The following is a 25,343-nucleotide window of genomic DNA, read 5'->3' as shown; positions in this document are numbered from 1 at the left end:
ATAGCTACTACTTCTTAATTATTCACCATAACTTTAGATATTTCATTAGCTTGCTTAGCAAGGTTTCGCTCATCAACATTAACCAACTTGCCTTCCTTAACAACAATTTCTCCATTTACCATAGTCATATCCACAACATTGCTATCGCCACAAGTAATCAGAGCAGTTATTGGATCATGAAAAGCCCCAGCCAATCCTAGTCGGTACTTATCGACCATAAACAAGTCTGCTGCTTTACCAGGTTCTAAACTACCAATATCATCTCTACCTAATAGACGAGCTCCACCTCGAGTTGCCATCTCTAGCACTTCTTCTGGTGAAATAGCATCAATGCCGCCATTAACTCGATGTAATAAGAGAGCTGACTTCATCTCTCCTATCATATCTGAAGAGTCATTACTGGCACTACCATCAACTGCTAAACCAACTTTGATATCTCTTTCTAACATAGATGGAATCTTAGCTATTCCAGAAGCTAATTTTTGATTCGATACAGGACAATGAGCAACTCCAGTAGATGTCTTAGCTAATAAATCTAATTCCTCTTCATTAAAATGAACACCATGTGCAAACCAGATATCATCACCTATCCAGCCGACACTTTCCATATACTCTAAAGGACGCATTCCCATTGCTTCTTGACAGAAATCATTCTCATCTTCAGTTTCTGCTAAATGAGTATGACAATTTACTCCTTCGTATTCTCTAGCTAACTTTACTGTCTCTTCCATAATTTCTGATGTAACTGAGAATGGTGAACAAGGTGCCAATACAATTTGACACATTGATAACTCATCTGGGTCATGATAATCTTCAATTAATCGTTGACTATCTTCTAAGATTTCTTCATCACTTTGAATTACAGAATTAGGTGGTAAACCGCCATCATCTTCTCCTAAAGACATGCTTCCACGACATGGATGAAAACGAGCACCTAACTTTCTAGCCGCTTCTATCTGTCGATCAATTAATTCTCCACTTACTCCTTGAGGAAATACATAGTGATGGTCACTACTTGTTGTACATCCCGTCTTTAATAACTCTCCTAAAGCTACTAAAGAACTAGTATAAACAGCTTCAGAAGTTAAGTTAGCCCAAATGGGATAAAGAAATTTTAACCACTGAAAGAGTTCAACATTTTGCACCTCTGGAATACAACGAGTTAATGTCTGATAAAAGTGATGATGAGTATTAACTAATCCCGGAAAGATAAATTTATCCTTTCCATCAATAACCTCATCAACCTCAACATCTTCATTCAATGCTTCTTTCCCAATAGCTTTAATCTTACCATCTTCTATTAATATTGAACTATCTTCAAATATATTTCTTTTATCATCCATAGTAACTATTTTATCTGCATTTCTAATCAATTTAGTAGTCATTAGTCCATCTCTCCTTATAAATCAAAATCCAGGTTCCCGTAAAACAGATTTTCTTCTCTATTAATTATTATTCAAACTATCTCAATAAGAGACTAGTCAGAATATGATATTCAAATTTACGGATTTAATAATCAATCTTTAAAGCGTTAACTGGACATCTAGTAACACATAAACCACAACCAAAACAACTCTCTTCATCAATCAATGCTTTTTCTTCAATAGTGATAGCTTGATACGGACAGCTCTTCTTACAAATACCACAAGTAGTACATTCATCATTAGCTTTTGGTACTTCTTTATTTAAATTTACTTTGTCATCTACCTTCTGCTGAGCCAAGCCTCTAATTTCATCTAAGGAAGAATATCCTTTTTCTTCTAAGATATTTTCCATCTCAGCTACAATTTTACCATAAACCTGCGGTCCCTCTAAAATAGCAGCAGTACAAACCTGTACCGCTTGAGCACCTGCCATAATCATCTTAATGGCATCAGCTCCGCTACTGATTCCTCCAACTCCAATTACTGGAATATCAACTGCACCACAAGCTTCAAATACACATCTTAAAGCTAGAGGGAAAATAGCATCACCAGATAGCCAACCATAACCATCCTTACTTCCCATTAATGGTTCTCCAGTTTCAAGATCAATATCAAGACAAGGTCCAAATGAATTAATTAAAACAATTCCATCAGCTCCAGCATCTTCAGCAGCTTTTGCAAATTTAGATATATCAACATCAGGACTTAACTTTACAAATACCGGAATATCTACAGACTCTTTAGCTGCTTCAATGGCTTCAATTACTGGTGATGGATCACCGCCTAAATAATGAGTCGATAATTCTAAAGCATCAGCATACGGTTCTACCTTTGGAGCAAGCTCTCTAATATCTTCTCCAGAATAACCAAGTCCTACAATAATAGGTAATCCTGTCTTTTTAACTTCTGGATATTCTGCATCCAGCCATACATTGGGACCATGTTCTGACCAAAGCTCTGAATTTAAGAAACCAGTATCTACCTCTGCCATACATGGTCGAGGAACATCAGCAGCCTCTGTGGAAATTGTCTTAGTTACAATTGCTCCTGCTCCACCTTCTTTAGCTTTATGAGCAACTTCTCCATTTCTAATCGGAGGACCTGCTGCAGGCATAACTGGATTCTTTAATTTCATGTCATAAATTTCTACATTTAAATCAGTCATATTCCCACCCTTTCTATTTTGTAATTAACTTATCTTTGATTGGAATTTGATTAATATTAAGACCTATTGCATCATAAATTGCATTTGTTATAGCAGGTGCTACTGGTGAAACCGGTAATTCAGACATTCCTTTAGCACCGTATGGTCCTTCTGGATGTTCTTCTTCAATTATTATACTTTCTATTGGCGGTATATTCGCAGTATTAGGGAGATTTAATTTAGACAAAGTATCTTGAACCGGCCAGCCATCCTTTAAATAAAACTCTTCACTGAGTGCATAACCAACTCCCATGGAAACTCCGCCTTCAATCTGTCCTTCTACACCTTTGGGATTAATTGCCTTTCCTACATCATGAGCAGCAATAATCTTCAATACTTCAAATTCACCTGTTTCTTTGTCTACTGCTACTATAGCAGCATGAACGGCGTAACAATAAGAAAAATGTATCTTACCTATATCATCATCTTTAGTTGGATAAGCCGGTATATTCTGCTCAGGAATCGGTTCTGTTTCAGGAGGATGATAATCATATTTAGCTTTTAAACCTGAATAATCATTTGCTACTTCTTTTAATGAAATTATTCTTTCTCCCGTTACATTATTTATGAAATCTCTTCCTTGTAACTCTATTCTTTCTGTTGGAATACCAGTTACTTTAGAAGCGTTTTCTAATACTTTATCTTTTAATTTAGTAGCACAACCTTTAACAGCATTACCAGCAAGAAATGACATTCTAGAAGCAGTAGTAACTCCACCATCAGAAATGTGGTCTGTATCACTGGCAATAACCTCTATATCTTGATAGAAGCATCCTAACACTTCAGTAGCAACCTGAGCCATTGCTGTATCAGAACCCTGGCCTGAATCAACACAACTAACATATAAAGTGAAAGTACCATCTTTATTCAGCTTAATTCTAGCTTGATTATCTTCAGGTAATCCATGACCGATACCTACATTTTTATAACCACCAGCTATACCAATACCAATCTTTTGATTATCCTTTAAATCATATTCTTCCTTAGCTAAAGATTCCTTAAGTTCTAATAAACAATCCTTAAAGCCTATACCTGCGCCTAAAACATGACCAGTCAGTGTCGACTTGCCTTCTTCTAGAGCATTCTTTAACCTAAATTCCAGCGGATCTATATCTAATTCTCCAGCTAATTTATCTAAATGTCTTTCAGCTGCAAAACATACTTGTGGTGAACCAAAGCCCCGCATAGCTCCACCTGGCAGATTATTAGTATAAACAGAATAAGTATCTACTTTAGCATGTGGAATTACATAAGGTCCAAAGGTAAAAGTAGTTGCTCTATTGGCCACTGGAATACCTGCTGATGCATAAGCACCAGTATCAGTATAAATTTTAGCCTCTGCTGCAACTAACTTACCATCACTAGTAGCTCCCATCTTATAATTTAGATAAGCTGCATGCCTCTTAGTAGACATTCTGATTGACTCTTTTCTATTTAAAACAATCTTTACCGGCCTTTCCGTGACTAAAGCACCTAAAGCAGCATGAATCTGTACAGTAGGTTCTTCTCGACCACCAAAAGCACCACCAGTACATGTATTAATAACTCTTACTTCTTCTTCATCTAAATCTAAACTAGCAGCAATCATTCCTTGATACTTATGTGAACTCTGACTAGGAGTCCAAACCGTTATTTCTCCATCATTGTATTCTGCCAACCCACCTTCAGGTTCAAGATAAGCATGCTCAACAAAAGGAGTCTGATAAGTATCTTCAACAATTACATCTGCTTCTTCAAAGGCTTCCTCATACTCGCCTTTCCTTAGTTGTAAATGGGTTAGGGTATTACCATCGTCATGAATTTCAATAGCATCTTCATCTAAAGCATCTTGTGGTTTATAATAAGTAGGAAGTTCTTTATACTCAACTTTAATTACTTTTGAACCTTTAGCTGCTGCTTCCTTACTTTCAGCAAGGATTAATGCTATTGGCTCCCCGACATATCTTACTCTATCGTAGGCTAGAATCGGTTGCTGATCGAGGATTAAACCAAAATTCTTCTCTCCTGGTATATCATCAGCAGTTAAAACTTCAACTACACCAGTAACCTGTAAAGCCTCACTTATATCTACATCAACTATTTCAGCATGAGGCTCTTCACTTAAATGAAGCTTTCCATGTAACATATCTTCCTTACTATAATCATCTACATATATAGAAGCTCCCTGCACCTTATCTAAACCATCATTTCTAATGACTGATTTACCAAATGCATCTGTGGTATAATTTTCTTTAATCTCTACTCCTTCTCTTAAATATCTGGCAGCAAGTTGTACAGATTCAATAATCTTTTGGTACCCAGTACATCGACAGATATTTCTCTTTAAGGCATCTCTGACTTCATCTTCTGAAGGATTGTTATTCTTATCTAACAAAGCCTTAGAAGACATTATCATTCCTGGAGTACAGAAGCCACATTGCACAGCACCAGTCTCTAAAAAGGCAATTTGGAGAGGGTGTAATTGCCCATCTTTGTTTAAATTCTCAATAGTTTCTACGGTCGAACCATTAATCCTCTTTAACTTCCAAAGACAAGATCTTTTCGCCTCTCCATCAATAATTACTGTACAAGTACCACATTGCCCTTGACCACATCCATTCTTAGCACCCATTAAACCCATTTCATCTCTAAGGAAGGAGAGTAAGGCTGTATCTCCTTTTTCCTCTGTTACTGATATTTCTTCTCCATTAATTATAAGATTTATTTTCTCTGACATGGAGTTGCCTCCCTCCTTCTTTCTTTTACTCTAAAAATTTTAATTAATTAACTTTACATACTTGCTTTTTGCTGATTATCAGCTTTATTATTAGGTAAAAATTGGTTTAATACAACTGCAAATATAGCTCCAACAGTTATACCAGAGTTTAGAACAGTTTCTAATAATTTAGGTAACTGTTTAACAACATCAGGTTTCATTGTTACTCCTAAACCAAATGCTAATGAAATACCTAAAATAAATAACTTACGATCCGTTAATCCACCTCTAACAACTATCTTCATTCCTGACGTAGCTACCATTCCAAATAAAGCTATTGTAGCTCCACCTAATACTGGACTAGGCATGACACTGATTAAAGCGCCAAATTTAGGTAATAACCCTAGAAGAAATAAAATTCCAGCAGTAGCTATTCCTATTGTTCTACTACCTACTTTACTAAGCTGAATTACACCAGTATTTTGACTAAAAGTAGTATTCGGTAATGAATTTAATAAAGCAGCAATCGCACTACCTACTCCATCTGCTAAAACTCCTCCACTTAAACGCTTCATATGCAAATCACCATCAACTGGTTCCCCAGAAGACTCAGCTATAGCAGTCAGATCACCGATAGATTCAACTGTAGTAATAAAGTAAGCTACAATCCAAGGTAAAACATGAGACCATTCAAAGCTTAATCCAAACTTAACCGGAACAGGAATTGTAAACCAACCAGCATTAACTATTGGTCCAAAGTCTACTAATCCTAATGGAATCGAGACAATATATCCTGCTACTAAACCAATAGCAATTGCCCCTGATTTAATTATTCCTTTTCCATACCGATTAGCTATAATAACAATAGTCAAGACAAAAGTACCAAGTAATAAGTTTTGAATACTACCAAAATTTTCAGCTCCATGACCACCTGCAAAGTCAGTAATACCAACTTCCATTAAAGTAAGTCCAATTAACATAACTACTGTCCCAGTAACAACCGGTGGGAATATTTTCTTTGCTAACTTTATAAAGCGACTTAAAATCATTTCTATAGGTGATGTAGCCAATGCCATTCCTAAGACCAAGGGTAATCCTCCTGCTTTAGCAGCAGCAATAGCCATTGGAACAAAAGTAAAACTAGTTCCCATAACTCCTAATAAACCTGACCCCACAGGACCTACCTTTTTAACCTGAATAAAAGTAGTAATTCCCGACGCAATCAAAGCCATACTAACAAAGAAACCAGTCTCTGCTGCATTCAAGCCTGCAACTCCAGCAATGATTAATGGTGGTGTTATAATCCCTACAAACATAGCCAACATGTGCTGAAAACCTAATAAAACTGTCTCTCCTACCGGTGGTTTATCCTCCAGCTTATACAGAACCTCTCCATCACTCGTCCCTTCTGGTTTACTCAAAATAAATCAGCTCCTCTTTTAAGATTCTTATTTTGAATAAAGAATATTACTAGTATAAATTAGCTCATTCATGTCATAAATACTGGAAGACCGGTAGAGCATCATAGAGAATAATTATTTATATTTTATATTGGGAATTTAAGTAGTAAATATATTTTTAAATCAATTACTTCCTTATCTATTAAGCAAATACAAGTGGATATAAATTTATACCCACTTGTATTTAAAATCCTTGCTATGCTTATTTGCCACCCATAGTTAAAGTCATTACCGATTTAGCAGTATGAATTCTATTCTCTGCTTCATCATAAACAATTGAGGCAGGACCATCAATTACAGAATCTTCCACTTCATTACCTCTATCAGCAGGTAAAGCATGCATATACATTACATCATCAGCAGCTAGATCCATCATTTCTTCAGTGCATTTCCAATCTTTATTAGATTCTAACATTTCTTCTCCACCTTCAGGATGATTTACCCAGCTACCCCAGTTCTTTGGAATAACAATATCAGCATCCTCATAAGCTTCTTCCATGTTATTAGTAACTTTAAATGTACCATTATGCTTTTCAGCATTCTCTTTAGCTTGCTTAATTACCCAATCAGGTAATTCAAATCCTTCAGGATGAGCAAGTGTTACATTCATAGAATAACGTGGGAATAGAAGTGCTTGAGTTAATGGTACAGAAATCGGCTTCTTATGACTAGTTGCATATGCCCAAATAATAGAAACATTTAATTCTTTAGTTTCATCTTTCTTCTCTTGAATAGTCATTAAATCAGCTAATCCTTGCATTGGATGATATAAGTCACATTGTAAATTCAAGATAGGTGCACTAGAATGCTCTGCCATATCTCTTAAATAATCATTTCCAATTTCCCAAAAACAATTACGACAAGCAATTGCATGACTATAGCTAGAAAGAATAACTGCAGTATCCTTAGCAACTTCACCATGATTAATCTGCATAGTACTAGTGTCTAAAAAATTAGCATGACCTCCTAGCTGAGCTAAACCAGCTTCCATGGAGTTTCTAGTTCGAGTTGATTCCTCAAAGAACATTAACATTGCAGTTTTATTCTTTAAATATGAAGTGTCAACTCCCATTGCAAACTTACGTTTTAAATCAAAAGATACATCAAGTAATGTGTCAATCTCTTCTTTCTCCCAGTCCTGCAAAGTAATAAAGTCTTTTCCTCTTAAAAATGTTGTTTTCATATTTTTTGCACCTCCATAGTTTATTAACTAGCCCCTAATCTTCATAAGATTGGAACATTTTAAACATAAATTATATTCTCTCAATTGAATATTTTGAAAATAATTAATATTGATGATAATCTTCACTCACTTAATACTTATATTATTAAATTATAGATATTCAGGATAAGTAGCATAGAAAGCAGCAGCTTTTAATAAGTGATCTACTGGAATTTGGTCATTAACTGTATGGGCATAAACCTCATTAGCTGGTCCGAAACCAATGCAAGGGATTCCAGCCCTTCCCATAATAGAAACACCATTAGTACTAAATGTCCACTTATCTACAGTAGCTTCTTCATCAAATAATTCTTCAAAAGCACCTACAGCAGACTGTACAATATCATCCTCTTCTTCAATAACCCAAGTAGGATAATACTTTTCAGTTTCATAAACTAAGTCAGTATAACTTGGAGTATCATAATTTAGTATTCTAACTTCAGCTTCTATATCAGCTTCAGCAACTACCTCTTCTACTTGTTTAACTGCTAATTCTTTATCTTCTCCTGCCGTTAATCGACGATCTAGATGAATCTTTGTCTTATTTGGAACAGCACAAAGGCTAGGGGTCTCATTAGTAACATGAGTTACTGCTATTGTTCCTTTTCCTAAAAAGTCGTCATCTTTAAGATTTTCGTTCAATTCTTCGATTCCTTCAATAATAGGTGCCATCTTATAGATTGAATTAACACCACGGTGTGGAGCACTACCGTGACAAGAAACACCATCAGTAATTACTTCCATTTCCATTCTACCTCGATGTCCACGATATATATTTAAGTTAGTAGGTTCAGTAACAACTACTAATTCTGGTTCTAACTCATCTTCATTAATAATATATTGCCAACATAAGCCATCACAATCTTCTTCCTGAACACTACCTATGAAATATAGACTAAACTCATCATATAAGTCTAAGTCTTTAATTACTTTAGCGGCATATACCATACTAACCATAGCGCCTTCTTGGTCAGTAGCTCCTCTACCATAGATAATACCATCTTCCATCTTACCTTCAAATGGATCCCAATCCCACTCATCAAGATTTCCTACTCCAACTGTATCAATATGAGCATCAAAAGCTACTATCCGATCTCCAGAACCGATTCTTCCTAAGATATTACCCATAGGATCGATTTCCACTTCATCAAAACCTACCTTTTCCATCTCTTCCTTAATCCGTTCTACAACTTCTTTTTCCTCACAACTCTCACTAGGGATTCTGATTATATCCCGCATAAATTCTACCATTTCATCTTCATACTTGTAAGATTCTTCCCTGATTTTTTCTACTAATTCATTTCTATCCATTTTATTACCTCCTAATTCTAAGTTTACTAGATATGCCCTAATCCAAATTTTCTGAATATAGTGAGGAAAGATTAGCTTTGATAAATTGGCCTGAACCTTTAGTTCCTAAAAATTCACCATCTTTAACTAATTTATTTCCTCGTAGTATTGTAAATAATGGACTTCCTTCCATCTTCATGCCTTGATAAGGAGTATAACCTGCTTTAGAATGTAATTGCTTATGCTCAATAGTCATCTTTTTATTTGGATCAAAGACAACTAAATCAGCATCGCTACCAGGTCTTAAACTACCTTTTCGTGGATAAAGTCCAAAAATTTTAGCTGGCATCGTTGATAAAAGTTTTACCATTTTAGAAAGAGTAATTCTTCCCTCTTTAACTCCATATGTATAAACCAGAGGTAAAAGAGTTTCTACTCCAGGAATTCCTGGTAAGACATCTAAAGAATTACTGCCTTCTTCTTTCTGTTTAATACTGAAAGCACAATGATCAGTAGCTATGACATCAATAGTCTCATCTATGACACCTTCCCAGAGTGCTTCATTATCCTTTTCTTCTCGCAATGGTGGTGTCATGAAATTTAATCTACCATCTTGTCCTGCTAATAAATCACGTGTTAGCAAAAGATAATGCGGAGTTGTCTCTGCTCTAATATTTATTCCTGCTTTTCTTCCCTTAAGTATTTCTTCATATCCTTTTTTAGAAGAAAGATGTGCTATATAAATAGGCATCTGAATATCTTCCACATACTTACACAAGTCCCTAATTGTCTCACTTTCAGCAATATCTGGACGGATATCAGAATGATACTTTACCCCTAGCTTATTCTGATCATCATATATCCTCTGCTTCTTTTGAATAATTTTATCTTTTTCAGCATGAACAGTTACTAAAAGTTTAGCTTCTTTAGCTGCTTTTAATAATGGTGACCACTTCTTATCATCGAGCATGTACATATCTTGATAAGTCGTAAATAACTTTATACTATTAATCCCAAACTCTCTTAATTCATGCAATTTATCAACCTCTATTTGGGGTTGAAAATCATCATTAATCACTAAATGGAAAGTATAATCTATTACAGAATCAGTTGCATCCTTAATTCTATTCTTAACTCCTTTTAATAAAGAATCAGGTGCTTGATCAGCATAATCTACAACTGTTGTAACTCCTCCAAAAGCAGCTGATCTGCCTCCCCAATAAAAGTCATCTGCAGTAACTGTTCCCCGGGAACGAAGCTTAAAATGAGTATGAGCATCTATAATCCCGGGTAGAACTAATTTACCTGCAACATCAATAACTTCTTCTCCTAAATCAGGAGTTAAATTATTAGCAACCTCTCCAATTATTTCTCCACTGATTCTAATATCAGCTTTTTTTACACCATTTTCACTTACTAATTTACCACCTTTTAATAGCAATTAGTACAACACCTTCCTTCGTATTATTTAAAAATCAGGCGGTGTAATTGCAGAAACAAAGACAAGATCTTTTTTACCAGTACTAGTAATCTTATGAGGAATACTAGAATAATAATATACACTATCTCCTGCATCTAATTGATAAGATTCATCTCCTATTTTAATTTCCATCTTTCCTTCTAACACTAATGTGCATTCCTCACCAGGATGTGAAAGTGGCTCTTCACATGTATAAGCTCCTGGCTCTAAGCTAGCATAGATTACTTCTAAATCCCTTTGTAAATCAGGAGAAAGTAATTCAAAGGTTAAATTAGATGGAAAAGCCAATACTTTTCTTTCATTCTTCCTTACTACAGGACTATGTTCATTTGAATCTAACAGAAAATAGAATATTGGTACATTTAATGCTTGAGCAATCTTGCGTAGAGAAGTAATAGAAGGATCTGCCATCCCTCTCTCTACTTGACTTAAAAAACTCGAAGTGCAACCTACCTTATCTGCAAGCTTAGCCAAACTAAGATCTCGTTCTTTTCTTTTTTCACGTACTCGTCTTCCTAATTCTTTCTTTTTATCCATTATCATCGATAATCAAAATCTATCTCCCCTCTTATAAGTTTTTTCAAGAAGTTCTAAATTCGGTGGTACTTCCAATGGTTCTCCAGCAGCTTTCTTACCATTAGTAATATCCTTTAAACCATTTCCAGTAATCACCGCTGCTACTTTATCTTCCTTAGCAACTACTCCTTGATCAACTAATTTCTTAAGTCCAGCAAATCCAGTTACTCCAGCCGGTTCACCAAAAACCCCTGTTGTCTGACCGACAGTAACCATCATATCTAGAATTTCTTCATCACTTACATTTACCATAGTACCATCAGACTCTCTAATAGCATTTAATGCTTTTTTGTAATTTCTCGGCTTTCCTACAGCAATACTATCAGCTAAAGTATCTTCACTAGTTGTTTCTAGTGGTTTTTCAGTTCTAAAAGATTTAGTAATTGGGGCACAGCCTTCAGCCTGAACTCCTATTAACTTTGGAATCTTGTCTATAAAGCCAATCTGCTTTAAGTCATATAATCCCTTCCAGGCTCCAGCAATCGTACAACCATCTCCAACTGAAAAGACAAGCCAGTCAGGCATTTCGAAATTAAGCTGTTCAGCTAATTCTAAACTTACTGTCTTCTTACCTTCAACTAAATAAGGATTAATACCTGCATTTCTATTATACCAATCCCACTTTTTAATAGCTCCATCTGATAAGTAGTAAGCTTCTTCATATGAACCTTGAACTGAAACTACTTCTGCTCCATAGATTAATAATTGGGTTACTTTACCCATTGGTGCTCTCTCAGGAACAAAAATAACTGCGTCCATCTTTCCTCCCATGGAAGCAACATTACCTGCTAAAGATGATGCTGCATTTCCAGTAGAAGAACAAGCTACTGTAGTAGCACCTGCCTCTTGAGCCTTAACAACTGCCATTGCCGAAGCTCTATCTTTTAAAGAGCCTGTAGGATTTAATCCATCATCTTTTAAATATATCTCTTCTAATCCTAATTCTTGAGCCAGAACATCACTATCATAAACTGGTGTCCATCCCACTCGTAAACTAGGACGTGGAGTCTCTTCCTTAACCGGTAATAAAGGCAAATAACGCCAAATACTTAAATCTTCGTTCGCCTTTAAATCTTCTATTGACCAATCTTCTTTAATCTTATTGTAATCATATTCTACTTCAAGAATACCTTCATTATCACATTTAGAGCATAAATACTTATCCGGTTCTGCATCATATTCCTCTCCACAATCAATGCAAACCAGTTTCTTTACATACTTCATTTTTATACCCCTTTATATAAATATTTAACTAATATAATCATCTTTCAACCTTTATCTAACCCTAGCACATTGTATAAATTTATAAAATTGTACTTAACTGTTATTAAATTTATTCAATATTACTACAAAATATCCTTCCTTTTTTGACTAAATTCATTCTAAAAGTCCTGTTCTTTCATTGAATTCTTTAATTAATTCATCTATTTTATCTGCTTGTTTATGAACTCCACCCCAATATTCATCTGCATCATACCATTGTGCATTTAATTCATCTAGCTCTTTACCTTGCTGTTCAATCCAAGTAAAGTATTTTAAGTTATGAACTCGTTTCTTATCATAATAATTTAATTCCTGCATGTGATCTGTTGTTACAGCCATTAAATTCTTATGGTAATCTATAGCTGCATCCATTTTTTCATAGGAACCAAACTTCTCCTCTAATTCTTCTAACCTTGATCCATATAGCTCCATAGAATCAGTAAATACTGTTAGAACAACATCATCTTCAGTCAACTCGTAATACTTAGCAAACTTAATAGCACTAAGCATATTAGACACACCGGAAATACCCATTACAGATAACTTTTCAATTAATTCTTCAGAAACTCCCTGTTCTTTTAAATATTCTTGACCAGCTGGTTCATTGAATAATCGAATTAATCCCATACTCTTATTATCATCAACACCAAGTACCATATCTGTATTCTTCACATTATGAATCCATGGAACATGCTTATCTCCAATTCCTTCAATTCGATGTGCACCAAATCCATTATTTAATAATGTAGGGCACTGTAAGGCTTCTGCAGCTACTACTTTACTATTTGGATAAATCTTCTTTAAGTAATCACCACAGCCAATAGTTCCAGCTGAACCAGTAGTTAATGTTACACCAGCATAATTATCTTCTGGTCCCATGACTTCTTTTAGAACATCTTCCATAGCATGACCAGTAACTTCATAATGCCAGAGATGATTTCCTAGTTCTTCAAATTGATTAAAGATATTGATGTTATCTCGAGTTTCTCTTAATTCCCAACACTTATCAAATATCTCCTTTACATTACTTTCTGTTCCTGGCGTAGGAATAGTCTCACTTGCTACTTCTGATAACCAATCAAATCGTTCTTGACTCATCCCTTCCGGTAATATAGCAATAGACTCACATGCTAAAAGCTGTGAATTGTAAGCTCCTCCTCGACAATAATTACCTGTCGAAGGCCATACTGCTTTTTCAGAAGTAGGATCAAACTGCCCAGTAACTAGTTGTGGAATTAAACATCCATAAGTTGCACCTACTTTATGAGCTCCTGTTGGAAACCACTTTCCAACTAATCCAATAATTCTAGCATCAACACCTGTTAATTCTGAAGGTAATTCTACAAAATTGACACCATCATGAAGTCCACCACTCTTTTGTGCCTCATTCTGCCAAGTAATTCGGAAAAGATTATGTGAGTCAATTTCCCACAGATCTATATCTTTAAGTTTCTCTTTAATCTTGTCAGGAATTAACTCTGGATTCTTTTGTTGTTCTAAAGTAGGAAGCATAATATTCTTTTCCTTAGCTCTCTCAACGGTTTTCTTTAATTGCTTTTCATCAACAGTTAAATCAATCATTCCATCTCATCTCCCCTTTACTTTAATAATAGTTTGAATTTTAAATAATATTCTGATTTATTTATTAATATTTATTCTTTAAAAATTAGATGCTGCTAAAGTCTCCTCATAACCTTTAGATGAATCGAATTCTTCACAATTATCAGGTATAATTATTGTTCCATTATTCTTATTTAAAGCTTTTAAACCATTATCCAAGGATGTGATAATAGCTTTTTGTCCTCCATTTTCTACAAATTCAAGAGCTGATTCAACCTTTGGACCCATGCTACCATCAGCAAAGTGACCTTCCTGTAAATACTTCTTCATCTCAGAAACTTTAGTGACATTTAAATTTTTCTGCTCTGGAGTATTAAAGTTAAGAGCAGCATATGGAACTTCAGTTAAAACCATAAATATATCCGCCTCTATTTCTTCAGCTAATTGTTCACCAGCTCTATCTTTATCAATTACTGCTTCTACTCCTTGATAAGTTCCGTCTTCATGTTTGATTACTGGAATTCCTCCACCACCAGATGCTATTACGATAGCACCTGTCTTCACCAATGACTTAATGGCATCAATCTCTAAAATACCTTTTGGGATAGGAGAAGGCACTACTTTTCTCCAACCTCGACCTGCATCTTCTATCCAATCTTCATCCTTTTTTTCTATCATCTTTTTGGCATGCTTTTCTCCATAAAAAGGACCAACTGGTTTAGCAGGATTTTTAAATGCTTCATCGTCTTCATCTACAAGCACTTGAGTAATAACTGAAATAACTGAATTATCTATTTCTACCTGCTCTAATTTCTCTCTCAATGCCTGTTGAATCATATAACCAATCTGTCCTTGTGTCTGTGAACCACAAACATCTAACGGCATAGCTGGGACTTCTTCTTTTGCTGCTTCTTGTTGAATTAATAATGACCCAACTTGAGGTCCATTTCCATGAGTGATAACTACTTCATGACCAGCTTTGACTATTTTTTTAATTTCTTCTGCTGTATTTTGTATATTCTTCAATTGTTCCTCAGCCTTTCCTTCTTCTTCAGGCTGCTTAATGGCATTACCACCTAGAGCGATTACAATCCTTTTTCCCATTTTTAACACCTCCATATCTTGTTAAGTATCATTTAACTCTATATTAATATATTAAATATAAATTAAAATATTCCTGCATTTTATTAGAATTTATTCATTTTTTTATTAAATATTAAGTCTGATTTAATATTTAATGGAGATTCAAAATGTTTATATATCAATCATATAATTAAATAGGACTAAACCCTTATTATATTTATTCAGTACCATTTAATATTTTCCTGCTTATTTTGACAAAAAAATCTGAAAATTCAGTAATAATCATGATTATTGGTATTATGTATAATTAATTGTAAAATTTTGCGACTTTTTGTGTTTTATATCATGATGATTTTAAAATTATACATATATAACCTAAAATAATAAACCAGGTAACGAATAGAAATCATCTATTCGTTACCTGGTTAGATTAAGAGACTATTTATTAGAAGATAATTTATTAGCTGCTCTAATAGCTTGTACCAAACTTGTTTCTCTAGCAATTCCCTGCCATGCTATGTCAAATGCTGTACCATGGTCTACTGATGTTCTAATAATCGGTAATCCCGTAGTAATATTAACTCCATCATCAAAAGCTAATAACTTAACTGGAATATGACCTTGGTCATGATACATAACAACAACTATATCATATTTACCTTCTACTGCTTTAACAAAGACTGTATCCGGTGGTAATGGTCCTTCAACATCTATTCCTTGCTCTTTAGCTGCACTAACAGCAGGTTCAATTGCCTTTATCTCTTGATCTCCAAAGATACCATCCTCACCAGCATGAGGATTAAGACCTGCTACTGCAATTCGTGGTTCAGTTAATCCCATTTTCTTTAATGTTTCATCGGCTAATTTAATTACTGTCTCCACTCGTTCTTTATTTATAGTTTTACAGGCTTCTTCTAATGCTAAATGTGTTGTCACATGAATTACATTTAACTTATCTGAATATAACATCATAGAGAAATCTTCTGTCTCAGTTCGTTCAGCTAATATTTCAGTATGCCCTGGGTATTTGAACCCAGCTTTATGAATTGACTCTTTATTAAGTGGTGCAGTTACTACAGCATCTGTATCTCCATTTAAAGCTAAATCTATTGCCTTCTTAACATACTCAACTGCAGCCTTTCCAGCTTGTTTTTGTACTTTTCCTGACTGAAGCTTTTCTAAATCAACATTAGCCAAATCTAGTACATTAACTCTTCTATCTTCATTCTTTAGTTCTTTAATATCTTTAACTCTATTAATCTGTAATCCATAACCGAACTTTTCATTTAAGTGTTCTAATACTTCTGCATCACCAATTACTACATGCTGGCCTATAGGTTGAACCTTGTTGTTTTTAATTGCTTTTAATATAATCTCGGGACCAATACCTGCTGGATCCCCCATGGTTATGCCATAAATTAAGTCGGAATCCAAATTTAACTCCTCCTTCGTAAATACTTAAAGATCTCTACTATAGCTTCTTCTTCACCAAAGGCACCTGCTTTTGTAACTATTGGAGTTTCTAATAAACCTTCTCCTTTGAATATTCCAATAGGAATTCCTGGTAAGACTTCATCTTCAATAATTGTTGCCTTCGCTCCAATTATTGAAGCAGATTTGATAGCAATATCTCCACCAGTAAGCAATATCCCTTTAACTCTTTTATCTATATAAAGTTCATTAGCAATAGTACCTAAAAATTCTGCAACTAAATTACTAATTTCTAGATCAGTCATTCCTTTTTGATTACCAATTTGTTGTGCTTTAGTGACTACATCTCTAGTCTTGGCAGAACGCACAATTATATCTTGTCCTTCTTTGATTAATTCATTAACCTGAGTAATTATTCTACCTAATTCTCTTTCATAACTATCTCCGAATAGATGCTCCGCATTAATATCAACTATATTTAATTCCAAATTCTTTTCTGCATAATTAACCTGTTCTCTAGTGACATCACTAACACTACCTGCTATCCCTACTATACTTCCTTCTGCTTCTAAATTTGCTTTCTTACTAATTAATCCTAATCCAGTCGGTAAACTTTCAGCAAATCCGGCCGAGCCTACCAACAGATAATCTTTTTTAAGCAGTTTTAGTATATCAGCAATTACATCTAAATCTTCATTCTTAATCGAATCAATAACTAAAATTTGTATACCTTCATTTAGTTTCTGTTCAATTTCCTGAATTAAATTTTTACTACCTCTAATTACTTGTTGTAAGTTTATACTTCCTATCTGTTTATCTGTCTGTTCTTTAATTATATCAGGTACATAAGAGTGATTAATTGGAGTTACTGGATCATTAGCCATTTCTGTCTTCTCTAAAGGAAGACCATGGACTAATTGATTACCACCAATAGTCACTCTTCCATTTGAAGGAAGAGCTGGTGCAACAATCGCTATTTCATAATCACCAGCTTCCATAGCAGCTTCTATTTCAGAACCAATATTACCTCTTAAAGTAGAATCTAATTTTTTGTAAATATAATCTATTCCCATGTCTTTTAAGTTCAAAACAGCATTATAAACTTTACTATATGCTTCTTCTTTTCTATCAAACCTACTATCTGTATCAATAACAATTACATCCGCTTCATAATCTAACTCATTAATACTATTTATTTGAGATGTCACTACTGTCTTTAAACCTTTCTTACTAAACTGTACTCCTGTATCATTAGCACCGGTAAAGTCATCAGCAATTATTGCTAATTTATCTGCCATATATTATCTCTCCTTAAGTGCTTTTCCTTTATACAGTCTCTTCATTATTTATTATAACTTCATCTTCTTTATTAACTCGTTTTGCCATATAAGCTGTAATGGCAGGAGTTAATAATGCAGTTGTAATCGTTGAAGCGGCTACTTGCGGAGTTGCAGTAACTGCTAGTGATTTAATTGTTGGGTCAGCAACTGCTACAGCCTGTGGAGTAGCTACAGCATTACCTGCTGTACTAGATGCAGCCGCACCAGCAACACCACTTCCACCTGTTGCCTTATCAGCCATAATATTAAAGAATCCACCTATGAAACTAGTCATTACTCCTAATAAAACTCCTGGTAAACCAGCTTTAATTAACATCCCAAAATTAATACCTGCTCCTAGTGCAAATGCAAAGAATGGAATCAATAAAGCTCCACCTTGAGTTAAAAATTCTTTTAATTCTTCATCAAGATTTCCTAAGATCATCCCTACAATAATTGGTAAGATTACTGCTACTAAAGTCATCAACGGAATAGTAGCAATACCTGCTGTTCCTAAAGCAACCATAGTCAAGAATGGGCCATCATTTACCGAAACAATTGCTATTGCTCCTACATCTGTCTCATCACCAAATTCACCTGTTAATGCTGCATATAATCCACCATTAGTATTAGTCATAGCAGCTATTACTGCTAAAGAAGATAAACCAAACAGACTATCTCCCATAAACTTAGAAACTAATAATCCTATAGAAACACCTACTAATAATTTAGCTAATGTAATAACTAATCCTTTCTTAGCCGCTTTAGGAGCCGCTTTAACACTCAATCCTGCACCCATACAGACTAAAAATACCCCAATCAAAGGTAAGGCACCTTCAGCAATAGCAGTTGTAAAACCACCTATTTTAAGCAACTGCGGAAAGAAAGTATTGATTAAAGCTCCTAAAATCAAAGGAACTACCATCATCCCACCAGGTATCTTTTCAATTGATTGTTTAATCTTCATTATTATAATTCCCCCATTCTATTATTATTTTCCTTATTAAAGAAATTCATAATTAAATAAATTTAAAAATTCTATTTAAAGAATTTTAACTGTCAATTGCATGTTAGATAGGTAACAATCTATAAATATAATTTATAATTGCTACCTATCTCTTTTAATCAAAACAGATTAAAAAGTCGGTGCTATTTTGTGAATACCAAATTCTTGATGTCCTAACAATTCAGCTTTAGTCTTCTTACCATTACAGACCTCAACCATAAGATCAAAAATTTCTTCAGCAAGATCATCTATTGTTAATCCTTCATCAATAATTTTACCAGCATTTACATCTATATTATCGATCATATTATTAAAAGTACTCGAATTTCCAGTTACCTTAATAACTGGAGCTAATGGTGAACCAGTCGGAGTTCCTCTACCAGTAGTAAAGATCACTACTTGTGCTCCACCTGCAAGCATACCAGTAATCGATTCAATATCCTGTCCTGGTGTGTCCATAACATGAAAACCTTTCTTAGCCGGTACTTCTCCATATTCTAAAACACCTGCAATATCTGCTGTTCCTGCCTTATAAATACAGCCTAATGACTTCTCTTCAATAGTTGTCACTCCACCTTCAATATTTCCTGGTGTAGGCTGACCTCCTCTAATATCAACACCCAAGGACATCGCTCGATCCTCTGTTCTCTTCACTATCCCTAAAAGATTTTCTTTTACATCCTCATTAACAGCTCTTTTAGCTAAAACATGTTCTGCTCCAATTAACTCTGTTGTTTCTGATAACATAGCAGCGCCGCCAAACTCAATAAGTTTATCAGAAGCACCTCCTACTGCTGGATTAGCAGCAATACCAGAGGTAGCATCAGTTCCACCACATTCAATAGCTAGAGTAATTTCACTGATATCTACTTCTTCTTTCTCCATCAATACTAAATCATTAGCTAAATCTCTAACAATTCTTGTGCCTTCTTCAATTGCTTTTAAAGTACCACCGCATTCCTGAATAGTTATTTTTTCAACAGCCTTACCTGTTTTAGCAATTCTTTTAGCCATATCTCCTGGCTCTGCTCCTTCACAGCCTAAGCCCACAACTAAGACTGAACCAACATTAGGATTCTTACCTAAACCAACCAAAGTATTAACTGTTTGGTCATGGTCTGCACCTACCTGACAACAACCATGTTGATGCGGAAGTGCTACAGCTTCCTTGATATGTTCTGCTATCCTAACTGCAGTTTCACTAGCACAAACTGATGCAGGTAATACTAAAAGATGATTTCTAATTCCAACTTTACCATTTTCTCTTCTATATCCTTTAATCTTCACAGTTATCCCTCCTATTTTATCAAATTTATTACTCTATTAAATCTCCTCTACCACGTTTACTCTCTAAATTATGAACATGAACATAATCACCTACATTAATATCTTCACTAGCCGCTCCTAAACTTTCACCATACTTAATAATATCTTTCCCTTTTTCAATCGTAGCCACAGCAAATTTATGGCCAAATGGGACATCTTGATTAATCGTAATCTCTTTAACTTCTCCACCTATCTCAACATCCACCTTTTCTCCTTCATTAATCGCTTCAATAGTAGTCGCAACATTATCAACCGATTTCATAACAAGACTTTTCTTACTCATATTATTTATTTCCTCCCTTCTTTTACTTGAGAAGTTTAGCTTCACTTTTATAATAATGCAACCTTTATGCCAACTTCTAATAATTTTAAATAAAAAAATATTGAAATATCTAAAAATAACCGCTTCAACCTACATAACCTTAGGATTGATAACTTTAAAAAAAAATTTAAATACTAGATCAATATTAAAGTAATACAGAATTCCAAAAATAAAAAAAGAAACATCATGCTGCATATTGCAACACGACGTTTTACTCTGCATCCCATTTATTTAATTTACGCCATAAGGTTGTCCGATCGATACCTAATTTTTCTGCTGCTTTAGTCTTATTCCCTTCTCTTTTTACCGTTCTTTCTATTATTTCTCTTTCAATTTCTTCTAAAGTTCCATCCATAATTACAAATTCATCATCTAAATTAAAATTATCTTCTCTATTTATTAAATTAGATAGTATAAAATTTATGTCTTCTTTCTTGATTATATTACCTTCAGAAATAACAACTATCTTTTCTATTACATTTTCAAGTTCTCTAACATTACCTGGCCAATTATAATCTGCTAAAAACTCTATTATATCATCATCTACTTCTTTAATATCTTTATTTAATTTTTTACATTTTTTCTTTAATAAATATGAAAATATTAATTCAATATCTGCTTTCCGCTTACGTAAAGGAGGAATATCTAAGTCCAATACACTTAATCTATAATATAAATCCTCTCTAAAGCGACCATTACGAACCTCTTCCCGTAAATTCCTATTAGTCGCAGCTAAAATCCGTACATCAATTGGAATAACCTTCTCTCCTCCTAGTTTCATAACTCTCTTCTCCTGAATAACTCTAAGCAATCTTGCTTGTAAACTTTTATCCATTTCACCTATCTCATCTAAAAAGATTGTTCCATTATGAGCTAACTCAAATAACCCCTTCTTACCACCTTTTTTAGCACCAGTGAAGGTTCCTTCTTCATAACCAAACAGCTCACTCTCAAGTAAATTCGTAGGTAGTGCTGCACAATTAACCGCAACAAAAGGTCCTACTCTCCGATCGCTACAATTATGAATTCCTTGGGCAAATAACTCTTTTCCAGTTCCGCTTTCTCCATTGATTAATACAGTAGAATCAACTTTACCATACTTACGTGCCAATTTTTTCACATTTTTAATTTTATCACTATTACCTATAATGTCCTTTAAGGTATATTGAGCTGTCAATCCTTTTTTATGCAACTTCTGTCTAATCTTTTGTTCTAATTCCTGAATCTTAGTGACATCTTGAAAAGTAGCAACTGCTCCTGTTATTTTGTTACCAACTTTAATCGGCACTCGATTAGTAGCAATTTTAGTTTCATCTATATTCTGGACATGACCAATATTCTCATTACCAGTTTTGATTATTTTCGGTAATTTCGTATTAGGAATTACTTGCTCTACACTTTTACCAATAACTTCACTTCGTCTTTTATTAAATAATTTTTCTGCTGTTGGATTAAAAACAGTTACAATCCCTTCTTCGTCTACCGCTGTAATTCCTTCATGTGCAAAGTCTAATATTGTTTGTAACTTTTTCTTTTTCTCTCTTTCTATTAAAGTTGCTTCATATACCTTCAATGCTTCTAAAAAACCATTTAAGATCGCTTCATTTCCTGATTTAATTAATTCATAATCCAAACCATACTTTTTAGCTGCATTAACACCTACAGTATCTCCAATAATCGTTTCTATCCCATTGTTAATCGCTTCTTTAATCTTCTCTTCTACTTCTAGCTCTTTCTTAATTGTATAATAATCTATATTAAGTCCTATAATTTCAGCAATTGCCTTTACACCATAAATTACACTTTTGTAACCGATGATCCCTATCCGTTGTTGACAACCTTCATATTTATGCAAAACACGTAACAAATCATAACCAGTCACATTAATCTTTACAACAGGCAAATTAACAGCTTCTTTAATTAAAGAAGCTGTCCCTCCTCTACTGATAATCACCTCATAACCTTGATTTGTCATTTCTTTAGCACGTGTTACCCCTTCACTCATATCTCCTATAATGGTTGTAATAGGAAATTTTCTATCTTTTATCACTTCATCAGCTAGTCTCTTTAACTTATTATATGGAGCAATAAAGCATATTTTATTTTCTTTATTTGACATAAGCTCCCTCCTAGCATTACTTATAATTTATACATCATACTTTATTATAAAAGTTATGACTTAATTTGTCTAATTTATGATATATAAAATAGAAATAACTCCTAAGACAATAAATTTACCTTAGGAGTTATTAATTATCATACTATTTAATTTTGGCTAACTATAAATATCAATCTTAACTAGCTGCTTCTGCAGCTTCTTCAACTAATCGCTTAGTATCTCGAGCAATTACTAACTCTTCATTAGTCGGTACTACCATAGCGATATTATCTGCATCATCAGTAGTAATCACTTGCTCCTTACCACGCATATCATTCTTTTCTTCATCTAAAGTAAGTCCTAGATAACCTAATCCTTCTAGAATATTAGCTCTAATCTCAATAGCATTCTCACCAATACCAGCAGTAAAGACTACCACGTCTGCTCCGCCTAATACAGCAGAATAAGAACCAATATACTTCTTAACGCGCTGAGCAAATACATCAATAGCTATCTGTGCTTGCTCATTACCAGACTCTGCTTCTTCTCCAATATCTCTAAAGTCGTTACTTACTCCCGATAATCCTGCTACACCACTCTTCTTATTTAGAACATTGTCCATTTCAGCAGCAGAATAGCCTTCATTCTCCATCATAAATGGTACAATCGCTGGATCGATATCTCCACAACGAGTTCCCATTACTAATCCTTCTAGTGGAGTTAGTCCCATACTAGTATCCATTACTTTACCACCATCAACAGCAGCTACACTAGCTCCATTTCCTAAGTGACAAGTAATAATCTTTAAATCTTCAAAAGATTTACCAAGAATTTCTGCTGCTCTCTTAGCAACATACTTATGAGAAGTACCGTGGAAACCATAACGACGTACTCCATAATCTTCATACCATTCATAAGGTAGTGCATACATATAAGATTTAGCCGGCATTGTTTGATGGAAAGCAGTATCAAATACTGCAACATCAGGAGTTTCAGGCATTAACTCTTGACTAACCTGAATCCCTAATAAGTTAGGTGGATTATGTAATGGTGCTAAATGCTTGACTTCATCAATAGCATTATATACTTCATCGTCGATTAAAGCAGAATCAGCAAAATTCTCCCCTCCGTGAACAACACGATGACCAACCGCACTAATTTCGTCCATACTAGCGATTACTCCATAATCATCATCTAAAAGAGTATCGATAACCATCTTAATCGCTACACTGTGATCTGGAATCTCATTCTCTATCTTAACTTCTTCACTTCCAGCTGGCTCATGTGTCAAGAATGCGCCATCAATACCGATTCTCTCTACAACTCCACTTGCTAATGGTGACTCATTTTCCATATTAATTAACTGATATTTAGCAGATGAACTTCCACAATTTAAAACTAATACTTTCATAATTTAGCCTCCTTATATATTATTAATATTTAAAATTTTAACCTTCTTGTGATTTTCTAAATTGAGATTGTACTGCAGTAATAGCAGACACAGTAACAATATCTTCTACACTACATCCTCTAGATAAGTCATTAACTGGTAAAGCATTACCCTGAATTAATGGTCCAAAAGCATCAGCCTTAGCTAACCGCTGTACTAATTTATAAGCAATATTACCTGCATTTAGGTCAGGGAATATTAATACATTTGCTTTTCCAGCTACATCACTATCTGGAGCTTTTTTAGCACCGATTTCTGGAACTAAAGCTGCATCTCCTTGCATTTCACCATCAACTTGTAAATCAGGTGCTTTCTCTTTACAGATTTCAGCTGCCTTTCTCATTCTTTCTACTATTGGGTGCTCAGCACTACCTTTAGTAGAGAATGATAACATAGCAACTATAGGCTCTTCTCCAGTTAATGCTTCAAAAGTACTTGCAGAAGAGATAGCTAATTCTGCTATTTCCTCTGGATTACCTTCAGGGAATACTCCACTATCAGCAAATAACATCTTACCCTCTGATCCATACTCACAATCTGGTACAATCATTAAGAAAGAACCAGATACTATGGAAACATCATCACTAGTACCTATAATTCTAATTACAGGTCGTAATACATTAGCAGTAGTATTTAAAGCACCAGCAACCTTACCATCGGCTATTCCTTTCTTAACTAACATAGATCCAAAATAAAGTGAATCTTTCATCTGCTCTAAAGCATCTTCTTTAGAAATACCTTTGTGCTTTCTTAATTCATAATAAGTTTCAGCAAAATCTTCTAAATAATCAGATGCTTCCGGGTTAATTATTTCAGCTCCAGAAATATCTACACCCTCATCAGCAGCTATTTGATTTAATTCTTCTTCATCCCCTACAAGAATAATATCAGCAATTTCTTCTTCTAATATCTTAGGCGTTGCCTTAATCATTCTTGGTTCTGTACCCTCTGGCAAAACTATTGTTTGCCGATCTTCACTAGCCTCTTTTCTAATTTCTTCAACAAACCCCATAATTTAAACTCCTCCTTTTTATTTAAATTTAAAATGTACACTTAAATTTATTATTAAATTTAAAATTTATAGCATTATAATATTATAAAAATAGACAAAATAATAATTTAAAATTTTCTGAA

The 25,343-nt window shown here is 34.4% G+C and carries 19 protein-coding genes; all 19 read right to left on the bottom strand.

Translation table 11 applies throughout. The features are described from left to right. Window positions 1-14: 14 nt before the first annotated feature. The gene (locus B5D41_RS10680) at window positions 15-1,385 is read right to left on the bottom strand and encodes an 8-oxoguanine deaminase (RefSeq protein ID WP_078810644.1); all 1,371 of its coding nucleotides are present in this window, start codon (window positions 1,383-1,385) and stop codon (window positions 15-17) included. Between the two features lie 124 nt (window positions 1,386-1,509). Beyond that, entirely contained in the window at window positions 1,510-2,589 is a 1,080-nt protein-coding gene (locus B5D41_RS10675; RefSeq protein WP_078810643.1) for a 4Fe-4S binding protein, read from the bottom strand. Window positions 2,590-2,602: 13 nt separating this feature from the next. Continuing rightward, window positions 2,603-5,344 carry a molybdopterin-dependent oxidoreductase gene (locus tag B5D41_RS10670; RefSeq protein WP_078810642.1) on the bottom strand — a complete coding sequence of 914 codons (2,742 nt, stop codon included), beginning with the start codon at window positions 5,342-5,344 and terminating at the stop codon, window positions 2,603-2,605. A 53-nt stretch (window positions 5,345-5,397) separates the two neighbouring features. After that, a complete protein-coding gene (locus tag B5D41_RS10665) occupies window positions 5,398-6,744 on the bottom strand; it encodes a uracil-xanthine permease family protein (protein ID WP_234983938.1) in 1,347 nt (448 codons plus the stop codon). Between the two features lie 241 nt (window positions 6,745-6,985). Continuing rightward, a complete protein-coding gene (locus tag B5D41_RS10660) occupies window positions 6,986-7,966 on the bottom strand; it encodes an ornithine carbamoyltransferase (RefSeq protein ID WP_078810640.1) in 981 nt (326 codons plus the stop codon). Window positions 7,967-8,116: 150 nt separating this feature from the next. Then, entirely contained in the window at window positions 8,117-9,316 is a 1,200-nt protein-coding gene (locus B5D41_RS10655; RefSeq protein WP_078810639.1) for a YgeY family selenium metabolism-linked hydrolase, read from the bottom strand. 37 nt (window positions 9,317-9,353) lie between these two features. Then, window positions 9,354-10,736 carry a dihydropyrimidinase gene (gene hydA, locus B5D41_RS10650; protein ID WP_078810638.1) on the bottom strand — a complete coding sequence of 461 codons (1,383 nt, stop codon included), beginning with the start codon at window positions 10,734-10,736 and terminating at the stop codon, window positions 9,354-9,356. A gap of 27 nt (window positions 10,737-10,763) precedes the next feature. After that, entirely contained in the window at window positions 10,764-11,312 is a 549-nt protein-coding gene (locus B5D41_RS10645) for a helix-turn-helix domain-containing protein (protein ID WP_078810660.1), read from the bottom strand. A gap of 12 nt (window positions 11,313-11,324) precedes the next feature. Continuing rightward, window positions 11,325-12,575, bottom strand: coding sequence for a threonine synthase (locus B5D41_RS10640; protein WP_078810637.1), 1,251 nt, complete (start codon window positions 12,573-12,575; stop codon window positions 11,325-11,327). A 153-nt stretch (window positions 12,576-12,728) separates the two neighbouring features. Next, entirely contained in the window at window positions 12,729-14,195 is a 1,467-nt protein-coding gene (locus tag B5D41_RS10635) for a pyridoxal-phosphate dependent enzyme (RefSeq protein WP_078810636.1), read from the bottom strand. Window positions 14,196-14,273: 78 nt separating this feature from the next. Further along, a complete protein-coding gene (gene arcC, locus B5D41_RS10630; RefSeq protein WP_078810635.1) occupies window positions 14,274-15,278 on the bottom strand; it encodes a carbamate kinase in 1,005 nt (334 codons plus the stop codon). A 417-nt stretch (window positions 15,279-15,695) separates the two neighbouring features. After that, complete coding sequence (gene pdxA, locus B5D41_RS10625) at window positions 15,696-16,661, bottom strand: 4-hydroxythreonine-4-phosphate dehydrogenase PdxA (RefSeq protein ID WP_078810659.1); 966 nt, start codon at window positions 16,659-16,661, stop codon at window positions 15,696-15,698. Between the two features lie 32 nt (window positions 16,662-16,693). Continuing rightward, window positions 16,694-17,986, bottom strand: a complete 1,293-nt coding sequence (locus tag B5D41_RS10620) for a four-carbon acid sugar kinase family protein (RefSeq protein ID WP_078810634.1) — start codon at window positions 17,984-17,986, stop codon at window positions 16,694-16,696. Window positions 17,987-18,014: 28 nt separating this feature from the next. Continuing rightward, window positions 18,015-18,974: a 2-keto-3-deoxygluconate permease gene (locus B5D41_RS10615; RefSeq protein ID WP_078810633.1), complete on the bottom strand. Its 960-nt coding sequence runs from the start codon at window positions 18,972-18,974 to the stop codon at window positions 18,015-18,017. A 168-nt stretch (window positions 18,975-19,142) separates the two neighbouring features. Next, a complete protein-coding gene (locus B5D41_RS10610) occupies window positions 19,143-20,300 on the bottom strand; it encodes a UxaA family hydrolase (protein WP_078810632.1) in 1,158 nt (385 codons plus the stop codon). A 28-nt stretch (window positions 20,301-20,328) separates the two neighbouring features. Then, entirely contained in the window at window positions 20,329-20,622 is a 294-nt protein-coding gene (locus B5D41_RS10605; RefSeq protein WP_078810631.1) for a UxaA family hydrolase, read from the bottom strand. A 250-nt stretch (window positions 20,623-20,872) separates the two neighbouring features. Continuing rightward, the gene (locus B5D41_RS10600) at window positions 20,873-22,780 is read right to left on the bottom strand and encodes a sigma 54-interacting transcriptional regulator (protein WP_078810630.1); all 1,908 of its coding nucleotides are present in this window, start codon (window positions 22,778-22,780) and stop codon (window positions 20,873-20,875) included. A 175-nt stretch (window positions 22,781-22,955) separates the two neighbouring features. Beyond that, a complete protein-coding gene (locus tag B5D41_RS10595; protein WP_078810629.1) occupies window positions 22,956-24,170 on the bottom strand; it encodes an acetate/propionate family kinase in 1,215 nt (404 codons plus the stop codon). A gap of 37 nt (window positions 24,171-24,207) precedes the next feature. Then, window positions 24,208-25,221 carry a phosphate acetyltransferase gene (pta, locus tag B5D41_RS10590; RefSeq protein ID WP_078810628.1) on the bottom strand — a complete coding sequence of 338 codons (1,014 nt, stop codon included), beginning with the start codon at window positions 25,219-25,221 and terminating at the stop codon, window positions 24,208-24,210. Window positions 25,222-25,343: the final 122 nt, after the last annotated feature.

The sequence above is a fragment of the Selenihalanaerobacter shriftii genome (genome assembly GCF_900167185.1).
In the GTDB taxonomy this organism is placed as follows: domain Bacteria; phylum Bacillota; class Halanaerobiia; order Halobacteroidales; family Acetohalobiaceae; genus Selenihalanaerobacter; species Selenihalanaerobacter shriftii.
This window is presented reverse-complemented; position numbering and strand designations above follow the sequence as displayed.